Source organism: Erwinia billingiae Eb661, assembly GCF_000196615.1.
GTDB lineage: Bacteria > Pseudomonadota > Gammaproteobacteria > Enterobacterales > Enterobacteriaceae > Erwinia > Erwinia billingiae.
This window is the reverse complement of record NC_014306.1, coordinates 740,329-759,746: the sequence shown is the minus strand read 5'-3', so window position 1 is coordinate 759,746 and position 19,418 is coordinate 740,329. Positions and strand designations below refer to the sequence as shown.

At 59.6% G+C, this 19,418-nt stretch carries 14 protein-coding genes; 9 read left to right on the top strand and 5 right to left on the bottom strand.

The window, feature by feature from the left end:
* Nucleotides 1–9 precede the first annotated feature (9 nt).
* The 7 genes from EBC_RS04810 to EBC_RS04780 all read left to right on the top strand — a co-directional run bounded on the left by EBC_RS04810 (nt 10) and on the right by EBC_RS04780 (nt 10,517).
* Nucleotides 10–720, top strand: coding sequence for a GntR family transcriptional regulator (locus tag EBC_RS04810; RefSeq protein ID WP_013200674.1), 711 nt, complete (start codon nt 10–12; stop codon nt 718–720).
* Between the two features lie 27 nt (nt 721–747).
* Nucleotides 748–2,016 (top strand): urea ABC transporter substrate-binding protein, encoded by a 1,269-nt coding sequence (gene urtA / locus EBC_RS04805; protein ID WP_013200673.1) that lies wholly within the window; start codon nt 748–750, stop codon nt 2,014–2,016.
* Nucleotides 2,017–2,113: 97 nt separating this feature from the next.
* Nucleotides 2,114–3,688: an urea ABC transporter permease subunit UrtB gene (gene urtB, locus EBC_RS04800; RefSeq protein ID WP_013200672.1), complete on the top strand. Its 1,575-nt coding sequence runs from the start codon at nt 2,114–2,116 to the stop codon at nt 3,686–3,688.
* Nucleotides 3,688–4,764 carry an urea ABC transporter permease subunit UrtC gene (urtC, locus tag EBC_RS04795; RefSeq protein ID WP_013200671.1) on the top strand — a complete coding sequence of 359 codons (1,077 nt, stop codon included), beginning with the start codon at nt 3,688–3,690 and terminating at the stop codon, nt 4,762–4,764. Before urtB ends, urtC begins: the two co-directional genes overlap by 1 nt.
* Nucleotides 4,757–5,548: an urea ABC transporter ATP-binding protein UrtD gene (urtD, locus tag EBC_RS04790; protein ID WP_013200670.1), complete on the top strand. Its 792-nt coding sequence runs from the start codon at nt 4,757–4,759 to the stop codon at nt 5,546–5,548. The genes urtC and urtD overlap by 8 nt, the downstream gene beginning before the upstream one ends.
* 1 nt (nt 5,549) lies before the next feature.
* Nucleotides 5,550–6,248, top strand: coding sequence for an urea ABC transporter ATP-binding subunit UrtE (gene urtE, locus EBC_RS04785; RefSeq protein WP_013200669.1), 699 nt, complete (start codon nt 5,550–5,552; stop codon nt 6,246–6,248).
* A gap of 321 nt (nt 6,249–6,569) precedes the next feature.
* Nucleotides 6,570–10,517: a non-ribosomal peptide synthetase gene (locus tag EBC_RS04780; protein ID WP_013200668.1), complete on the top strand. Its 3,948-nt coding sequence runs from the start codon at nt 6,570–6,572 to the stop codon at nt 10,515–10,517.
* Here the strand turns inward: EBC_RS04780 and EBC_RS04775 are convergent.
* On the bottom strand, nt 10,492–12,447 hold the full coding sequence (locus tag EBC_RS04775; protein ID WP_041691894.1) for a sigma-54-dependent Fis family transcriptional regulator: 1,956 nt from the start codon (nt 12,445–12,447) through the stop codon (nt 10,492–10,494). The two genes, EBC_RS04780 and EBC_RS04775, sit on opposite strands and share 26 nt — an antisense overlap.
* 199 nt (nt 12,448–12,646) lie before the next feature.
* On the opposite strand from EBC_RS04775, the gene EBC_RS04770 reads away from it, so the two are divergent.
* A complete protein-coding gene (locus tag EBC_RS04770; protein ID WP_013200667.1) occupies nt 12,647–13,426 on the top strand; it encodes a TIM barrel protein in 780 nt (259 codons plus the stop codon).
* A 52-nt stretch (nt 13,427–13,478) separates the two neighbouring features.
* Nucleotides 13,479–14,402 carry a sugar ABC transporter substrate-binding protein gene (locus tag EBC_RS04765; protein ID WP_013200666.1) on the top strand — a complete coding sequence of 308 codons (924 nt, stop codon included), beginning with the start codon at nt 13,479–13,481 and terminating at the stop codon, nt 14,400–14,402.
* Nucleotides 14,403–14,442: 40 nt separating this feature from the next.
* Here EBC_RS04765 and EBC_RS04760 read toward each other — a convergent pair whose 3' ends face one another.
* Genes EBC_RS04760 through leuC form a run of 4 tightly spaced genes read right to left on the bottom strand, consistent with a single transcriptional unit; the run spans nt 14,443 to nt 18,400 of the window.
* Nucleotides 14,443–15,393, bottom strand: coding sequence for a LysR family transcriptional regulator (locus tag EBC_RS04760; RefSeq protein ID WP_013200665.1), 951 nt, complete (start codon nt 15,391–15,393; stop codon nt 14,443–14,445).
* Nucleotides 15,394–15,424: 31 nt separating this feature from the next.
* Entirely contained in the window at nt 15,425–16,339 is a 915-nt protein-coding gene (locus EBC_RS04755) for an alpha/beta fold hydrolase (protein WP_013200664.1), read from the bottom strand.
* Complete coding sequence (leuD, locus tag EBC_RS04750; RefSeq protein ID WP_041691893.1) at nt 16,336–16,977, bottom strand: 3-isopropylmalate dehydratase small subunit; 642 nt, start codon at nt 16,975–16,977, stop codon at nt 16,336–16,338. The genes EBC_RS04755 and leuD overlap by 4 nt, the downstream gene beginning before the upstream one ends.
* Complete coding sequence (gene leuC / locus EBC_RS04745) at nt 16,964–18,400, bottom strand: 3-isopropylmalate dehydratase large subunit (RefSeq protein ID WP_013200662.1); 1,437 nt, start codon at nt 18,398–18,400, stop codon at nt 16,964–16,966. Before leuC ends, leuD begins: the two co-directional genes overlap by 14 nt.
* Between the last annotated feature and the right edge of the window lie 1,018 nt (nt 18,401–19,418).

Sequence of the window (19,418 nt, the reverse complement as noted above, 5' to 3'; positions counted from 1 at the left end):
GGAGTCAGGATGCAGGAACTTCAGTCCAAACGCGGTAAGGCCCGACCGGAAGCGCTGGCGGAAAAGGTCTACCAGACCATCAAGAACGACATTTTCGATTTCCGCCTGATGCCGGGTGACCGCTTCAGCGAAAGCGAAATGGCAGAACGGATGGAGGTCAGCCGCACGCCGGTGCGGCAGGCGCTGTTCTGGCTGGAGCGTGAAGGCTATGTCGAAGTCTATTTCCGCAGTGGCTGGCAGGTTCGCCAGTTCGACTTCGAATACTTCGAAGAGCTTTACGACCTGAGGATTGTGCTGGAGTGCGAGGCGGTGCGCCGCCTGTGCAGCATGCCGCCTGCGCGCGCCAGCGAACTGCTGAGCGCGTTAAGCCTGTTCTGGGTGGAGGCGCCACGGCTGGAAGACGGCAAGGCGGTTTCCCTGCATGACGAAGCGTTTCATATGGCGATGGTGGCCGCCGCCGGCAACAGCGAAATGGCGCGCATCCACGCTGAACTGACCGAAAAAATTCGCATCATTCGTCGTCTCGACTTTACCCGGGAAGACCGCATTGAGGCGACCTATCACGAGCACGCCCGGATTTTGCAGGCGGTTTTACATCAACACGCTGAGGAGGCCCAACGCATTCTGACCGACCATATCGCTGTCAGTAAGGCAGAGGTCAGAAAGATCACGCTGCATATGCTGCAACAGGCAAGGCTACAACCGGATTCACCACCATAAACAACAATACTTTTGAGGGTTCGCCAGATGAAAAGACGTTCACTGCTCAAGGCTTTTGCGCTATCCGCCACGGTTGTCAGTATGGGCTTGTCATGGGGTGCGCAGGCTGCGGACACCATTAAGGTCGGGATCCTCTCGTCGCTCTCCGGCACCATGGCGATCTCCGAGACGCCGCTGAAAGATGTGGCGCTGATGACCATCGACGAGATTAACGCCAAAGGCGGCGTTCTGGGCAAAAAGCTCGAACCGGTGGTGGTTGACCCGGCCTCGAACTGGCCGCTGTTTGCCGAGAAAGCCCGTCAGTTGCTGACGCAGGATAAAGCGGCGGTGGTGTTTGGCTGCTGGACATCGGTATCGCGTAAATCGGTATTGCCGGTGTTTGAAGAGCTGAACGGCCTGCTGTTCTATCCGGTGCAGTATGAAGGCGAAGAGATGTCGCCAAACGTGTTCTACACCGGCGCAGCGCCTAACCAGCAGGCGATCCCGGCGGTGGAATACCTGATGAGCGAAGATGGCGGCAGCGCCAAACGCTTCTTCCTGTTGGGCACGGACTACGTCTATCCGCGCACCACCAACAAAATCCTGCGCGCCTTCCTGCATTCAAAAGGGGTGAAGGACAGCGATATCGAAGAGGTGTACACGCCGTTTGGTTACAGCGATTACCAGACCATCGTGTCGAACATCAAGAAATTCTCGGCGGGCGGTAAAACCGCAGTGATCTCCACCATCAACGGTGACTCCAACGTGCCGTTCTACAAAGAGCTGGCGAATCAGGGCATCAAAGCCACTGACGTCCCGGTGGTGGCCTTCTCCGTCGGTGAAGAAGAGTTGCGCGGCATTGATACCAAACCTCTGGTCGGTAACCTGGCGGCGTGGAACTACTTCGAATCGATTGATAATCCGGTGAACAAGCAGTTTGTGGCCGATTACCGTGCTTACGCCAAAGCGCACAACCTGCCGAACGCCGCCACCGCAGTGACCAACGACCCGATGGAAGCGACCTATGTCGGCATCCATATGTGGGCGCAGGCGGTTGAGAAAGCCGGCACCACCGATGTGGATAAAGTGCGTGCGGCAATGGCCGGACAGACCTTTAAAGCACCGGACGGCTTTACGCTGACCATGGACCAGACCAACCACCACCTGCACAAGCCGGTGATGATTGGTGAAATCGAAGATAACGGTCAGTTCAACGTGGTCTGGCAGACCGATAAGCCGGTACGTGCTCAGCCATGGAGCCCGTATATCGCCGGTAACGATAAAAAGCCTGACTATCCGGTGAAAACCACCAAATAACACCCACGGGCGGACGCCAGTTCGCCAGTATGATTTTTCCCGAAAGGGCCGATGCGTCGGCCTGTTTTCTGCAACCCTGACATGGACGGGCATTGCGATGACGATTCGCCCTTTACGCACATTTTTACTGGCCCTGTGCCTGCTGGCCCCGCTGTCGGCCTTTGCCGGTCCGGCGGCGGATTTTGCGGCCGCCAGCCGCAGCGACCAAATCACACTTTTACAGAGGTGGGCGGCGACACCCGATCCGTCCCGTCTGCCCTTTCTTCAGGCCCTGCGTAACGAAAACGTGGTGCTGGATGAGCACAAACAGCCGTTCAGCGAGGTTGACGGCAAACTGAGCGCGCTGGACAGCGTGGCGCAACCGACGGGCAGTACCAAAAAGCTGTTTATGAACAACCGCCTGCGGGTAATGATTGCCACCACGCTGGCGGCGCATCAGCTGGTCAGCGACAGCGTGGCAACGCGCCTGAGCGCGGCGCGCGCGCTGCAAAACGACGCGCAGGCCGATCAGCTGCCGCTGCTGACCCAACGTCTGGCGGCGGAAAAAGACGACGGCGTCCATGCGGTACTGGCGCAGGCGGTGGCCGGTTTGCAGATTGGCGACAGCAACCCGCAGGTGCGTCTGCAGGCGGTGAAGCTGTTAGGCGAAACCAGCGATCCGCAAACCCAGGCGGTGCTTGAACGCCTGTCGCAGCCGCAGAACGAGCCGGACGCCACGGTGCGCGCCGCCGCCGCTGATGGCCTGAAGCAGATTAAACACCGGCTGGTGCTCGGCGATCTGCTGGGCCAGGCATTTACCGGTTTGTCACTGGGCTCGGTGCTGCTGCTGGCCGCGCTGGGGCTGGCGATCACCTACGGCCTGCTGGGGGTGATCAATATGGCCCACGGCGAGATGCTGATGCTTGGCGCCTACGCCACCTGGATGGTGCAGACGCTGTTCCAGCGCTTTGCGCCGGAGTGGCTGGCGTTCTATCCGCTGCTGGCGCTGCCGGTGGCCTTCTTTGTCACCGCCGCGATTGGCATGGCGCTGGAACGCACCATTATTCGCCATCTGTACGGGCGTCCGCTGGAAACCCTGCTGGCCACCTGGGGCATCAGCCTGATGCTGATCCAGCTGGTGCGCATGCTGTTTGGTGCGCAAAACCTGGAAGTGGCGAACCCGCCGTGGCTGTCCGGTGGATTGCAGGTGCTGCCGAACCTGGTGCTGCCGTATAACCGCATGGCGGTAATTGTCTTTGTCTTTGCCGTGCTGTTCCTCACCTGGCTGCTGCTGAACAAAACCCGTCTGGGGATGAACGTGCGTGCGGTGACGCAAAACCGGGCGATGGCGGACTGCTGCGGCGTGCCCACCGGTCGCGTGGATATGCTGGCGTTCGGCCTCGGTTCCGGCATTGCCGGTTTGGGCGGCGTGGCGCTGTCGCAGCTCGGCAACGTCGGCCCGGAACTGGGCCAGGGCTACATCATTGACTCGTTCCTGGTAGTGGTCACCGGCGGCGTGGGCCAGTTGGCCGGCACGGTGGTCGCCGCCTTTGGGCTGGGGATCCTCAACAAGGTGCTGGAGCCGCAGATTGGCGCGGTGCTCGGCAAAATTCTGATCCTGGTGCTGATCGTGCTGTTTATTCAGAAACGACCGCAGGGGCTGTTTGCCTTTAAAGGAAGGGTGATTGACTGATGACGCAACCGATGACGCTGACCCTGACGCAGAAAGCGCCGCGCCTGACAATCGGTATTGGCCTGCTGGCCTTACTGGTGCTGCTGGTGCTGCCTTTCCTCGCGCTGCTGCCGGCGGATAATCCGCTGGCCCTTTCCACCTATACCCTGACGCTGATTGGCAAGATCCTCTGCTACGCCATCGTCGCCGTGGCGCTGGACCTGGTCTGGGGCTACGCCGGGCTGCTGTCGCTGGGCCACGGGCTGTTCTTTGCCCTCGGCGGTTATGCGATGGGCATGTACCTGATGCGCCAGGCCTCCGGCGACGGGCTGCCGGCCTTTATGTCGTTCCTTTCCTGGAACGAGCTGCCGTGGTTCTGGACCGGCACCCAGCACTTTGCCTGGACGCTGTGCCTGATCGTGCTGGTACCCGGCATCCTCGCGCTGATCTTCGGCTTCTTCGCCTTTCGCTCGAAGATTAAAGGCGTCTACTTCTCGATCATGACCCAGGCGCTGACCTATGCCGGCATGCTGCTGTTCTTCCGAAATGAAACCGGCTTTGGCGGCAACAACGGCTTTACCGGCTTCACCACCCTGCTCGGCTTCCAGGTGACCGCCACCAGCACCCGCATCGGGCTGTTTGTTGCCACCGTGCTGCTGCTGGTGGCCAGCCTCGGCATCGGTTTCGCCCTCGCGCGCAGCAAGTTTGGCCGGGTGCTGACCGCGGTACGCGATGCGGAAAACCGCCTGATGTTCTGCGGCTACGATCCGAAAGGCTTCAAGCTGTTTGTCTGGACGCTCTCTGCGGTGTTGTGCGGGCTGGCCGGGGCGCTGTATGTGCCGCAGGTCGGCATTATCAACCCCAGCGAAATGTCGCCCACCAACTCGATTGAGGCGGCGATCTGGGTCGCGCTCGGCGGCCGTGGCACGCTGATTGGCCCGCTGCTGGGTGCCGGGATCGTCAACGGCGCGAAGAGCTGGTTTACCGTGGCCTTCCCGGAATACTGGCTGTTTTTCCTTGGCCTGATGTTTATCCTGGTCACCCTGTTCCTGCCGCGTGGCGTCATCGGGCTGATCCGCCGGAGGAAGCATGACTGATCAACTTTTTACCCAACCCCATCCGGCCGACCGCCACCGCGACCAGACCGATCCGGTGCTGCTGCTGGAAAATATTAACGTCTCGTTTGACGGCTTTAAGGCGCTGACCAACCTTTCGTTGCAGATTGGCGTCGGCGAGTTGCGCTGTATTATCGGGCCGAATGGCGCCGGCAAAACCACGCTGATGGATGTGATCACCGGCAAAACCCGGCCGGACAATGGCCGGGTAATGTATGACCAGAGCACCGATCTCACCACCCTGTCACCGGTGGACATTGCCCGTATCGGCATTGGCCGCAAGTTCCAGAAACCGACGGTATTTGAAGCGCTGACGGTGTTTGAAAATCTGGAAATCGCGCTGAAAACCGACAAATCGGTGTGGGCCTGCCTGCGCAGCCGCCTGAGTGGCGAGCAGCAGGATCGCATTGATGAAGTGCTGAAGCTGCTGCGGCTGGGTGCCGAACGCTACCGGCTGGCCGGTTTACTCTCGCACGGTCAGAAGCAGTTTCTGGAAATCGGCATGCTGCTGGTGCAGGACCCGCATCTGCTGCTGCTGGATGAACCGGCAGCGGGCATGACCGATGCGGAAACCGAGTACACCGCCGAGCTGTTTCGCAGCCTGGCGGGACAGCATTCGCTGATGGTGGTGGAGCACGATATGGGCTTTGTCGAAACCATCGCCGACCATGTAACGGTACTGCATCAGGGCCAGGTTCTGGCCGAGGGCTCGCTGCGCGATGTGCAGGCCAACGAGCAGGTTATCGAAGTCTATCTGGGGCGCTGACATGCTAAAAGTGTCTGAACTGAATCAATATTACGGTGGCAGCCATATCCTGCGCGGCCTCTCTTTTGAGGTAAAAACCGGGGAAATCACCTGCCTGCTGGGGCGTAACGGCGTCGGTAAAACCACGCTGCTGAAATGCCTGATGGGCATCATCCCGGCCAAATCCGGCACCATCAGCTGGCAGGATAAAATCCTTAACGGCCGCAAGCCGCATCAGCGCGTGCAGGCCGGCATTGCCTACGTGCCGCAGGGCAGAGAGATCTTTCCCCGGCTGACGGTGGAAGAGAACCTGCTGATGGGGCTGGCGCGTTTTTCGGGCGCGGAAGCCAAACAGGTGCCGGAGGAGATCTACCGGCTGTTCCCGGTGCTGAAAGAGATGAAGCAGCGGCGCGGCGGCGATCTCTCCGGCGGCCAGCAACAGCAGCTGGCGATTGGCCGGGCGCTGGCCTGCCGGCCGCAACTGCTGATCCTCGATGAGCCAACCGAAGGCATTCAGCCCTCGGTGATCAAAGAAATTGGCGCGGTGATCCGCCAGCTGGCGCAACGCGGGGATATGGCGATCCTGCTGGTGGAGCAGTTTTATGACTTTGCCGCCGAGCTGGCGGACAGCTATCTGGTGATGTCGCGCGGCGAGATCGTCCAGCGCGGCCGGGGCGACAGTATGGAAACCGATGGCGTCCGCAGTCTGGTGGCAATTTAACGCAGCAAAAGAAGTGCCGGTAAACGGGGATAAGGGTCGGCATTATCCCCGTCTTTTATTTATATTCGCGCTTATTTACCCGACTTAATTAAAGCTGATTATAAACCACCATCTCGAAATAAGATGTTTATCTCCGTTAATAGTTATTTCACTTAAGTCATTATTCAGACGACCATCTCTCAATAAATAATTCCATTCTGCAAAGGGTGTGAATTATTCTCATAACAAAATAAATATAATTCCGTATCATATTTTTGAAATCTTCCTATACAATCCTTGCTGAGAATGCTTTCCCTATTTTGACTTTCCTTAACCGGAGGTATGCGCTTGTCTATTTATCCGTTAACGTCCTCACAGCAAGCCGTCTGGCTGGACCAGGCACTGACGCCCGATACGCCCTGCTACAACGTGGGCGGGCTGTGGCGCATCGACAGTCCGCTGGACACCTCCCTGCTGCACCGGGCAATTAATCTGGTATTACAGCAGCATGACGCGTTAAAAATAAAATTGACGGAAGGTGAAGAGGGAATTAATCAGACGACCGTCCATAAAAGAGAATTCATTCTCGAATGCCACGATGTCAGCAGGGAATTACAGCCGGTACACACCGCACGGGAATTATTAAACGCCCGTCTTATTCAGCCTTTCAAATTGTACGGTGAATTACTCTGGCGATCGTCTTTAGTGAAAGTGAATGCCACCACCTCTTTATGGTTAGTTAATGCTCACCATATTATTGCCGACGGCACCTCGGTGTCGTTATTAGGCCGGATGATTATCGATCGTTATAAATCGCTGTTGCTGGGACAGGCACTCGCCGTGACGGACGCCTGCGCGGGATATACCGATTTTATTGGCCAGGACCGCGACTATCTCGCCTCCAGCCGTTACCCACGGGATCGCGCGTACTGGCTTTCGCGCTTTGCCGATGCCCCGGCGTCGCTGCTGGAAAGGCGCAATGGATTTGCCGCCAGCGAAGCCTGGCCGAGCACGCAAATCCTGCGCACGCTGCCGCAGGCGCGCTATCAGCAGCTGACGGCGTTTGCCGGACGCTATGGCGCGTCGCCGATGCATTTCTTTAGCGCGCTGATGGCGTGCTGGTTTGCCCGGCAGTGGCAAACGGAAGACTTTACCCTCGGCGTGCCGGTGCACAATCGCAGCGGGGCGCGGCATAAGCAGACGCTGGGGATGTTCTCGGCGATGCTGCCCGTCCGCCTGCAGATTGACACCGCCCAGCCGTTTTCTTCGCTGATCCGGCAGGTCTCCGCCGAGCTGCGCCGCAGCTATCGCCACCAGCGTTTCCCGGTGGCCGAGCTGAACCGCCATCTGCGCCTCAGCCAGCAGGGACGCCGCCAGCTGTACGATATGAGCTTCTCGCTGGAAACCTTCCCGACCGATATTGAGCTGAACGGCACGCCGCTAAAAGTGGAAGCCCTGCATCACGGCTTTGAGCAGATGCCGGTGGCGGTGTACCTGCGCCATTATCATCCTGGCGACGATCCGGTGCTGGAATGCAACGTCAATCAGGCCTGGTTCAGCGAGCAGGAAGCCGGCAAGATTGCCGATCGCCTGCTGCACCTGCTGAATGCGATCCTCGACGCGCCGCCCGAACAGCCGATGGCGTTACTGCCGCTGCTGCTGCCCGACGAACAGCACGTGATCCTCAACCTGTGGAACGACACCGCCGCCGACTGGCCACTGCCGGAAGGGATCCACCGCTGGTTTGAGCAGCAGGTCAGCAAAACCCCAGACGCGGTGGCGCTGAGTGGCGTGGCGGAGATGACTTACGCCACGCTGAATGCCGAGGCGAACCGGCTGGCGCACTGGCTGCGCTCGGGCGGGATCCAACCGGACGATCGCATTGCGCTGTGCGTCAGCCGCAGCGCCGACATGGTGATCGCCCTGCTGGCGATCCTCAAGGCCGGTGCCGCCTATGTGCCGTTAGATCCGGATTACCCGCAGGATCGCCTGCAACATATGCTGAGCGACTGCGGCGCGAAGCAGGTGCTGGTGGATGATGTCGGCGCCCGGGCGCTGCAACCGATCGCCAGCCTGCCGCTGGTGCATCTGCGGAATGACCGACCGCGCTGGCAGGCGGGATCGACCGGCAATCTGCCGGCGCTGGCCGACGATCCGCAACGATCGCTGGCCTATGTGATCTACACCTCCGGCTCGACCGGCAAACCCAAAGGGGTGATGAACGAGCATCTGGCGGTAATGAACCGGCTGCAGTGGATGCAGGACGCCTACCCGCTGACCGCGCAGGATCGCGTGCTGCAAAAAACGCCGTTCAGTTTTGACGTCTCGGTCTGGGAGTTCTTCTGGCCGCTGATGGTCGGCGCACGGCTGGCGATGGCCAAACCGGGCGGCCATCAGGATCCCGGCTACCTGAGCGACTTTATTCAGCAGCAGCAGATCACCACGCTGCATTTTGTCCCGTCGATGCTGCAACTGTTTTTGCGCCACGGCGAGATGGCGCACTGTCGCAGCCTGCGTCGGCTGTTCTGTAGCGGTGAAGCCCTGCCGCTGACCGCCGTCGAGCGCTGCCATCAGCAGCTGCCCGCCGTGGAGCTGCACAATCTGTATGGCCCGACCGAAGCGGCGGTCGACGTCTCGTACTGGCACTGCAAACCGGGCGAAATCGGCAGCAGCGTGCCGATTGGCCGACCGGTAGCGAATACCCAGCTGTATATCCTCGATGCCAACCTGCAGCTTCTGCCGCCGGGCATCAGCGGCGAGCTGCACATTGGCGGCGTGCAGGTGGCGCGCGGCTACCTGAACCGCGAAGAACTGAGCCAGCAGCGCTTTATCGCCGATCCGCTGAGCGCTCAGCCGGATGCGCGGCTGTATAAAACCGGCGATCTGGCGCGCTGGCGGGAGGATGGCAACATTGAGTATCTGGGCCGCAATGACTTCCAGGTCAAAATCCACGGCCTGCGCATCGAGCTGGGCGAAATCGAGCAGCAGATTGTCGCCTGCCCGCAGGTGGAGGATTGCGTGGTGCTGGCCTGCGAGGATGACGACGGCGATAAAAGGCTGATTGCCTGGGTGGTCGCGCGGCCCGATCCGCAGCTGGCGGACAGCCTGCGCCAGCAGATCGGGCAATCGCTGCAGGAGTTTATGATCCCGGCCAGCTTCGTCAGGGTGGATGCCCTGCCGCTGTCGCCGAACGGTAAGCTGGACCGAAAAGCGCTGCCGATGCCTGCCGCCGACGCGCTGCCTGCCTTTACGCCGCCGGCCACCGCGCAGGAACGGCTGTTAGCGGCCTGCTGGAGCGATCTGCTGGGCGTCTCGCCTGTCGGTCGCGATGACGACTTTTTTGCCCTCGGCGGCCACTCGCTGCATGCGATTCAGCTGATGATGCGGCTGAGAAAGCGGGGGATTGAGGTGGAAATGAAGACGCTGTTTGCCCATCCCAAACTGCGTCAGCAGGCTGAAGCCCTCAGCCAGCCTGCGACGGCACAGAGCCCGCAGTGGGTCGACACGCCTGCACCGCTGGCCAATCTGCTTAAGCAGCTGAATCGCCCGCAGCAAACCTTTGATCTGATCCAGCCGTTAAATGCCGCCACGCAAGGTGACGATCTGTGGATGATCCATCCGGCGGTGGTCGGCTGCGAGATCTATCAGGATCTGGCGGACAGCCTGAGCGGAAAATTCAACGTGCTGGGGATCAACAACTACAACCTGCACAACCGTCCGCACATTCCGACGCTGGCGGCGTTAGCCAGCTACTATCTGCAGCATATGCTGCAATGGGGCCTGCCGACCGACCGGCCGGTGCGGCTGCTGGGCTGGTCGCTCGGCGGGGTGATCGCACTGGAAATCGCCGCACAGCTTGAACAGCGGGGCTATACCCAGCTGCAGGTTTGCCTGCTGGACTCGCTGTATCAAACCGAGGTGCAACAACGGGTCGCGCCCGGCATGTTGGCGTCGCTGCTGAAGGCGATTGGGCTGGAAGGCGATGCGGCAAAACGCGCGATTCAGGCGGAAGAGACCGAGTTGAGCATCAATAATCAGGCGGTCAGTTCGCCATTGCGTCACACCCAGGTGACCTTGCTGAAAGCGATGCAGTTTTTCGATTTAAGCGACAGCGGCACCGCGGAAGGCAATGAGCTGCTGGCAATTAAGGATAACGGCGTCGGCGCGCTTTGTTCCTCGCTGAGAATCGTGCCGCTGGCGGCCAATCACCATTCGATTATCCTTTGTCATCAGGAGATTGCCGCCGCGTTATCCGCTGTCGGCGTCAGCCGCGAAACTCATCCACACTGATACCGTGCTTCTTCAGCTTGTTGTATAACCCGGCGCGGGAGACCCCCATCTTCTGCGCCGTTTTACGCAGATTGCCGTTGAGCGACGCCAACATGGTGACGATATGCGCCCGCTCGTGGCTGTCCAGCCGCTGCGAGTCGCCGGATTTCGGCCGCTCTTCGGTGGCGATCTCTTCCGGCAGATCCCCGGCATCAATCAGCAGCTTGTCGCTGAGGTTAATCGCCCGCTCGACAATATTCTCCAGTTCCCGCACGTTACCCGGCCACGGATACTGCTCCAGCGCGGCCATCGCCGCCGGGGTAAACTGCATGCTGGCTTTCTTCAGTCGGGTACACATTTTCTCGCTAAACCACTCCACCAGCTGCGGCACGTCGCCGGTCCGCTCGCGCAGCGCCGGGATGCGCAGAGAGATCACGTTCAGACGGTAAAACAGATCGCGCCTGAAGGCGCCCGTTTCGATCGCCCGTTGCAGATCGCAGTTGGTGGCGGCAATAATCCTGACGTTGACCTTCACCGGACGCTGCGCGCCGATGCGCATCACTTCCGCCTCCTGCAACACGCGCAGCAGGCTGGTTTGCGCTTCCAGCGGCATATCGCCGATTTCATCGAGGAACAGCGTACCGCCGTCGGCCAGCTCAAACTTGCCTGCCGCCCCGCCGCGTCGCGAGCCGGTAAACGCGCCGTCGACGTAGCCAAACAGTTCGCTTTGCACCAGATCGCGCGGTAAGGCGCCACAGTTGACCGCAATAAACGGCCCGCCGTGGCGCGCGCTGCCGTTGTGGATTGCCTGCGCGAACAGCTCCTTGCCGGTGCCGCTCTCGCCGGTCAGCAGTACCGTACTGTCGCTGCGGCTGCTGGTGCGCGCTTTATCGAGCACTTCCGATAGCGCGGTGGAACGTCCGCAGATCATCTCAAAGGTGTAGCTGGCACCGATGCCCATCACCTGGCGGGTGATCGCCCGGATGCGCTGATTATCGCGCAGCGAGACGATCCGCCCACCGTCCGGCGCCGGCATCACCGACACCAGGCAGGAGACGCGCGGCCGATCCTGCGGCTGAAACACCACTTCGCGGTCGTTGCAGAAGGTGATGCCGGTGAGCGTCACGCCCTCCGGGTTTAACGCGCTGTCGACCGATTTTCCGGTCAGCATCATGCCGTGGAAAATTTGCCGGGCGTAGCGGTTAATGGTTTTGATGATGCCGCGCGCGTCGGTGACGATCACCCCTTCGTTCAGCGTTTCCAGAATGGAGCGCTGTTCGGCCAGCAGGCTGCGCAGTACCAGCTGGCGGCCAATGGCTTCGGCCGCGGCCTGCACCGTGCCGAGGGTGTGATAGTGGAAATTGTCCTGGCTGGCGGTCAGGGTCAGCACGCCAATCATCCGCCCTTCCGCATTGCGCACCGGCGCGGCGGCACACTGCCGGTGCCGCTGACGCAGCGCCTGTTTCCAGTTCTCGCCATTCAGCACGTAGACCAGCCGCTGTTCGTTAAGGCAGCGTCCGGTGCAGTTGGTGCCCATCACCGACTCGCGCAGAATGCTGCCGACCGGCGTTAAATCCAGCCCGCAGTAACATAAGGTCACGCCGTTGGCATCGGTCAGATTGATGTGCCCGTCCGGGTTATAGGCCAGCAGGCTTTGCATAATGCTGTCCGCCACTTCGATCAGCTCCGCATGGTTTTCCAGAATCGCCTTCAGTTCCGCCTCGGCAGGGAAAACGTAGTTGATGGCACCGGGATCGATACCGGCGTCGCGGCTGGCCTGCCAGGATGCGCGGATCTGCGGACGCAGAAAAGAGGGCTCCTGCCCGGCTACAAACGCCCGCCAGGCCAGCTCAAACTGGGCATCCCAGCGGCTGGCTTCTGCCCCTTGCGGCAGACTGAGTTTACCTTCGCACTCTTCCACTATCGCGCCCGCCAAAACAGGTATATGCATTTTGTTCTCCCCCTTTCTGGAATGTCCATTTTATCGACATGTTGAGTTTACATGTCGATTTTGTGTTCACTTTGTGATCGAACGCCGACTGACAGGCCGCTAATCTGCGGGTTTTGCCACTGGCATAACATTTGCTTATTAGTGATTAGCCTGCATCCCTGCGGCTGGCCAATTGAACAAATGACTTCGGAGGAAGGACATGACCCTTTTCACTCTTTCAGTGTGCGCTGAAATGGTTTTCCTGGAATTGCCGTTTATCGAGCGCGTGAAACGGATCCACCAGTTGGGCTTTGGCGTGGAACTCTGGAACTGGCAGAACAAAGATATTCCGGCGCTGGCGGCCACCGGCGCGCGCTTTACCTCGATGACCGGCTACCTGTCCGGCAATTTCACCGATGACCGTGAGATTGCCAGCCTGCTGGCCAGCGCGGAAGTGTCGCTGGGCGTGGCTGAGCAGCTCGGCTGTCCGTCGCTCAACCTGCACGGCACCGGGCTGGATGACAAAGGCCTGCCGGTGAAGCCGGTGGAGGTGGTGACCGGCGCGATGTGGCTGAAGGCCGCCAGCACGCTGGAAAAACTGGCGGCGATGGCGGAACGCGCAGGCAAGGTGTTCACCCTGGAAAACCTGAATACCGCCGTCGATCATCCCGGCACGCCGTTCGCCAAAGCCAGTGAGGTGCTGGCACTGGTCGAGGCGGTCAACAGCCCGCATCTGCGCATCAACCTCGACCTGTATCACGCGCAGATCGGCGAAGGAAACCTGATTGAGCTGGTGAAAAGAGCCGGCAGCGCGATTGGCGAAATTCAGGTCGCCGACGTTCCCGGTCGTCAGGAACCGGGCACCGGAGAGATCAACTACCGCGCCATTGCCAATGCCCTGCGGGCGATGAACTACCAGGGCGTGGTGGCGATGGAAGGCTGGGCATCAGGCGACAGCGAGACCGCCCTGATGCGTTTCAAAGAGCAGTTTATGTTGTAACCCATAACAAAATATCCCCAACAAGGGGAAAAACCCTACAGGAAGAATCGCTATGAAATTATCTCAATCGTTACTGTTGGTCTGTACGCTGGCCCTCAGCCCGTTAAGCCAGGCAAAAGAGCAAACCGTTGGCGTGGCGCTGGCCAACTTCGACCTTAACTTCGTGTCGATCCTGCGTACCCAGATGGTGAAAGAGCTGGCGAAAGAGAAGATCAATGGCCAGTTCGAGGATGCCAAAGGCGACGTTGCCGTGCAGGTGCAGCAGGTGGAGAACTTTATTAACCAGGGCGTCGACGCCATTATCCTCAATCCGGTGGATACCCAGGCGGTGAAGCCGATGATGGAAGCCGCCAGCCGCGCCAAAATCCCGTTGATTTTCGTCAACCGTAAGCCGGAAATTCCGCTGAGCGCCAATATGGCCTATGTCGGTTCAGACTCGGAACTCGGCGGCAAAATGGAGATGGAAGCGCTGGCGAAAAAGATGAACTACAAAGGCAACGTGGCGATTTTGATGGGCGCGCTGTCGGCGGAAGAAGCCCGTCAGCGTACCAAGGCCACCGAAGAGGTGATCGCCAAATATAAGGATATGAAGGTGGTTGAGAAGCAGTCCGCGCAGTGGATGCGTAACGAGGCGGTGGATGTCACCTCCGGCTGGTTGCTGAACGGCGACAAGATTGATGCGATTGCCGCCAACAATGACGAAATGGCGATTGGCGCGATCATGGCGCTGCAACAGGCGGGCAAAAAAGATGTGCTGGTCGCTGGCATCGACGGCACGCCCGATGCGCTGCGCTTTGTGAAATCCGGCAAGCTGTCGCTGACCATCTTCCAGGACGCGGCCGGTCAGGGCATGGGCGCGGTGCAGACGGCGAAGAAAATGCTCGCCGGTGAGAAAGTTGAAAGCACCATCTGGATCCCGTACCAGACCATTACCCCTGAGAACTACACCGAATTTATGACCAAAAACAGCAAGTAACCGATAGGGGAGCCTGGCTCCCCTGTTCTTCCACCGTCGTTTATCGCGGCGCGGGCAACCGTTGAGCAAAGTAGTCGCTGAGAAAATCGATACAGGTTTTAATCCGCAGTGAGTGGGAGGAACGTTGGGTATAGACCGCCCAGATATTCGCCTGCTGATACCACGCTGGCAGGATCTGCACCAGCTCGCCGCTGGCCAGATGCTTCGCCACGTCCCACGCCGATCGCAGCACAATCCCTTGTCCGCGCAGCGCCCAGGCCAGCACCACGCTGCCGCTGTTGGACGAATGCTGACTGTTGACCCGGCAGACAATACTGTCCTCGCCGTTGGTCAGCGCCCAGTTGCCGAATGCCGCGCTTCTTTCCTGAATAATCAGGCAGTCATGCTGTCGCAAATCATCCAGCGATGTCGGTACGCCAGCCTGACGCAGATAGTCCGGTGAGGCGCACAGGATCCGGCGGTTAGCCGCCAGCTGCCGGGCGATATAGAGATCGTTGATTTCATCGCCGACGTGGATCTCGATGTCGATCCCTTCGTCCACCAGATTCACTTCCCTGTCACTGAGCATCAGCTTCACGTTCAGCCCGTTATGCAGGTTCATCAGGTCGGACAGGGCATCCGCCATATATTCGTGACCAAAACCAAACGAGCAGCTGAGGGTGATATTGCCGGTCACCGCGCCGCGCAGCCCGTTAAGGTCGCTGACAAAATCGCCGACGCCGCTGACAATTTGCATCGCTCCTTCCAGCGCAATTTCCCCTTCGGCGGTCAAGCGCATGCTGCGGTTATTGCGGAAGAACAGCCGGATATCCAGCTGCTTTTCCAGCATGGCAATCCGCTTGCTGATGGTGGACGGCGACAGCCCCAGCTCCTGTGCCGCGCGGGCGAAACCGCCGTTGCGCGCCACGGTGACAAACACCGACAGATCGTCAATGGAAGGCCAGCCCTCAACAGGCTGGCGGAGATTTTTTCCGGCGGAAGGGGTTTTCATCGTCACCAAAAACAGAAGGAATAATAGGGTTTTATAGCACTGTTTTCAGGAAGGGCTGAAGTTTCTGCAAAAAGAGATCCGCGATCTCTTCCTGCGGCGAATGGCCACAGGGCAACGCTTCGCCCTGCACGTTGAGCGCCTTCTCGCGCCAGGTCGCCAGCACGTCGAACAGCTGGCCGACGGTGCCCTTTTCACCCCACAACAGCTGCAACGGGCAGCGGATGCGGTTCTCGCTGTCGGCCGCGTCATCCTCCAAATCAAGGGTCGCCGCCGCGCGATAGTCTTCGCACACCGCATGAACCATCTGCGGATGCTGATAACAGCGCAGGTAGTCCTGGAACACCGCTTCCGACATCGCTCCCGGAGTTTTGAGATGTCCGTCGATATGTTTGCGCAGGAAAAATTCAGGATCGTGCAGGATCAGCGTTTCCGGCACCGGCGTCGGCTGGATCAGCAAAAACCACCAGAAATAGCGGGTGGCAAAGGCCTGATTGGTCAGGGCGTACATGGTGGCGGTCGGCGCGATATCAACAAAGGTACAGCAGGTGACGCGTTGCGGATGATCCAGCGCCAGCCGATGTCCCACCCGCGCGCCGCGATCGTGGCCGACAAAGGCAAAGGTCGGGTGGCCCAGCCCCGCCATCAGCTGCACCAGATCCTGCGCCATCACCCGTTTCGAATAGGGACGATGCTGTTGATCGCTGGCGGGCTTGTCGCTGTCGCCGTAACCGCGCAGATCCGGCAGGATCACCGTGTGGGTTTTCGCCAGCGTCGGGGCCACTTTGCGCCAGCTGATATGATTCTGCGGATGGCCGTGCAGCATCAACAGCGGCGGGCCGTCGCCGCCAATTGCCACTCTGAGCGTGATGCCACTCTCAAGGGTGACATCGTGCAGCCTGAAGCCCGGCACAAACGGCGAATCGCCGCGTTCGGCACGGGCAATCATCCATTCCTCCCGGCGCTCTGGCTGGCGGCCGGACGCTTCAGCCAGGGTTTCTGGCCATAATGCTGCGCTTCAAACTGCTCAATGGCGGAGAGGTATTGCAGCGTCCAGCCAATCGCATCTTCGCCACCGGCGAGCATTTCCCGCTTCAGGGCGCTGACCGAAAACGGCAGGGTTTCTGTACCGGCGGTGATTTCGCAGGTTTCCAGCGAGACGGTGATGCGGTTACTGTCCGGGTTAACCGCCAGCTGGCTCAGGCGTCCGAAGCTGCTGTCGTCCAGCGACACGGTCAGCACACCATTGTTCTGGCAGTTATCGTTGAAGATCCCGGCAAAGCTGGTGCCGATCAGCGCGCGGATCCCCAGCTGGCGTAATCCCCACACCGCATGTTCACGGCTGGATCCGCAGCCGAAATTCGGCCCGACCAGCAGAAAGGACGCGCCCTGCCAGCCCGGCTGATTGAGAATAAAGTCCGGATTCAGTTCGCCATCGACGGTAAAGCGCCGATCGAAAAACACCCCTTTATCCAGTCCCTGACGATCGATCCCTTTCAGAAACTGTTTCGGCATAATGACATCGGTATCGATGTTCGCTTCCAGTAACGGCGCGAGGATGCCGCTGACCCGATCAAATGCTTCCATTATTTCCCCCTGCGTTAAGCATTGTGCGCACATCTTCAAGGTGGCCGCTGATTGCCGCTGCCGCCACCATCGCCGGGCTCATCAGATGTGTTCTGGCCCCGACGCCCTGGCGGCCAGGAAAATTGCGGTTGGTGCCGGAGGCGCAACGATCGCCGGGTGCCAGCACATCCTCATTCATCGCCAGGCACATTGAACAGCCCGACTGCCGCCATTCAAATCCGGCATCGAGAAACTGCTGCGCCAGCCCTTCCGCTTCCGCCTGTCGGCGCACCTGGCTCGATCCCGGAACGATAATTCCGCGCACGTGGCTGGCGATTTTGCGGCCCTGAAGCACCGCTGCCGCCGAGCGAAGATCCTCAATACGGCCGTTAGTACAGGAGCCAATAAAGGCATGGGTAATGGGGATTTCCCGCAGCGGCGTGCCGGCCATCAGTCCCATATACTGCAGCGCTTTGCGGATCGCCTGTTGCTTAATCAGGTCGGTCTCCTGTTCCGGATCCGGCACCGCGCCACCGATCGGGCTGGTTTGATCCGGGCTGATGCCCCAGGTCACTTTCGGATCCAGTTCGCTGCAGTCGATCTGCACGGTTTTATCGAATACCGCCAGCGGATCGCTGCGCAGTTGTGACCATTCGGCCAGCGCCTGTTGCCATAGCGCGCCGGTCGGCATCTGCGGTTTGCCCGTAATATAGTCGAAGACTTTTTGGTCCGGCGCGATAATCGCCCCGCGCGCGCCGGCTTCCACCGCCATATTGCACAGCGTCATCCGCCCTTCCATGCTCAGGTCGTCGATCGCGTCGCCGTCAAATTCAATCGCGTAGCCGGTCGCCCCTGAGGCGCTGATTTTCCCCAGCAGGTCGAGGATGATGTCTTTGGCGGTACAGGCATAGGGCAGCAGGCCGGTGACCGTCACCCGCATGGTTTTCAGTCTGCGATAGACCAAGGTTTGCGTGGCCAGCAGGTGTTCAATTTCTGAGGTGCCGATGCCAAACCCCAGCGCGCCAAACGCGCCATAGGTTGTGGTGTGGCTGTCGCCGGCGGCAATAACCATGCCCGGCATCACCATGCCCTGTTCATGGGCCACCACATGTTCAATGCCCTGTCGTGGGTCCATCACATCAAACAGTTCGATGCCGAAATCCGCGGCGTTTTGGCGAAAATAATCGACCTGCAGCTGGCCGCCGGCATCGGTCATTTCCGCATCGCGCGTCGGTCGGGTGGGGTTCACATGATCGACGTTGAGCAAAATATTCTCAGGATGGCGCACCCCACGGCCGCTTTCGCGCAGGCCGCTGAAGGCTTGCGGGCTGGTATATTCATTGAGAATTGAGCGGTCGATATAGAGTAAAACGTGGCCGTCGTTATCCAGTTCACGCACCACGTGCGTATCAATTAACTTTTCATACAGCGTTTTATTCGACATATCTGCGTCCAAAATATAATCACGGTGAAAGGGAAAATTCAGCGTCATTGGCGAGGAATTAATCAGCAGAGTATGTCATGGAATCACGGCGGTAATGATTCCATCCGGGAAAGGATAGCGTGACGAAACGTGCATCACGGGTGGGGTTGTGGGCCTTAAGGTCAAAACCTAAAGGGCGGATGCAAAGGTCAAAACCCGCTCCGGCGATAAGGCGTCAGCATAGAGCGCGTTATCCGGGACGCCGTAAATCCATCCCTGGAGGCTTGGCTGCGGCATCCCTGCCGCAGACACCCGGCTAATGCGCTCTATGCCGCCACCCACAAGCATTGACGTTGTGGATGGGGCCAGTGGACGCACGGGTCAAAATCAAATGAAGTTTGGTAAACGCATGGGATGAACTCAGCGGGGTTTTGACCTGTGTGTCCACAATCGACCATTCAACACTGAAGCTTGAGGGGAAGGGAGAGAGGGGGGAAAAGCAAAGCATCGGCGACAGGGATGTCGCCGCTGAGCCCCCAGGGATGGGTCTACGGCGTCTTTGTGTTCCCCCCTCTCTCCCTGAGCAAAACACCGAAACATCCAGACGACTTCCCTAACACACAGGTCAAAAGCAGCTTCAGTGGTTCGGCGTCAACATAGAGCGCGTTATCCGGGGCGCCGTAAATCCATCCATGGAGGCTTGGCTGCGGCATCCCTGCCGCAGACACCCGGCTAACGCGCTCTATGCCGCCACCCACAAGCAGTGACGTTGTGGGTGGGGCCGGTGGACACACGGGTCAAAATCAAATGGGGGCCGGGGACGCACGGGTCAAAATCAAATGGGGTTTGGTGGATACATAGGGTGAACTCAGCGGGGTTTTGACCTGTGCGTCCACAATCGACCATTCTACATTGAAGCTTGAGGGGAAGGGAGAGAGGGGGGAAAAGCAAAGCATCGGCGACAGGGATGTCGCCGCTGAGCCCCCAGGGATGGGTTTACGGCGTCTTTGTGTTCCCCCCTCTCTCCCTGAGCAAAGCA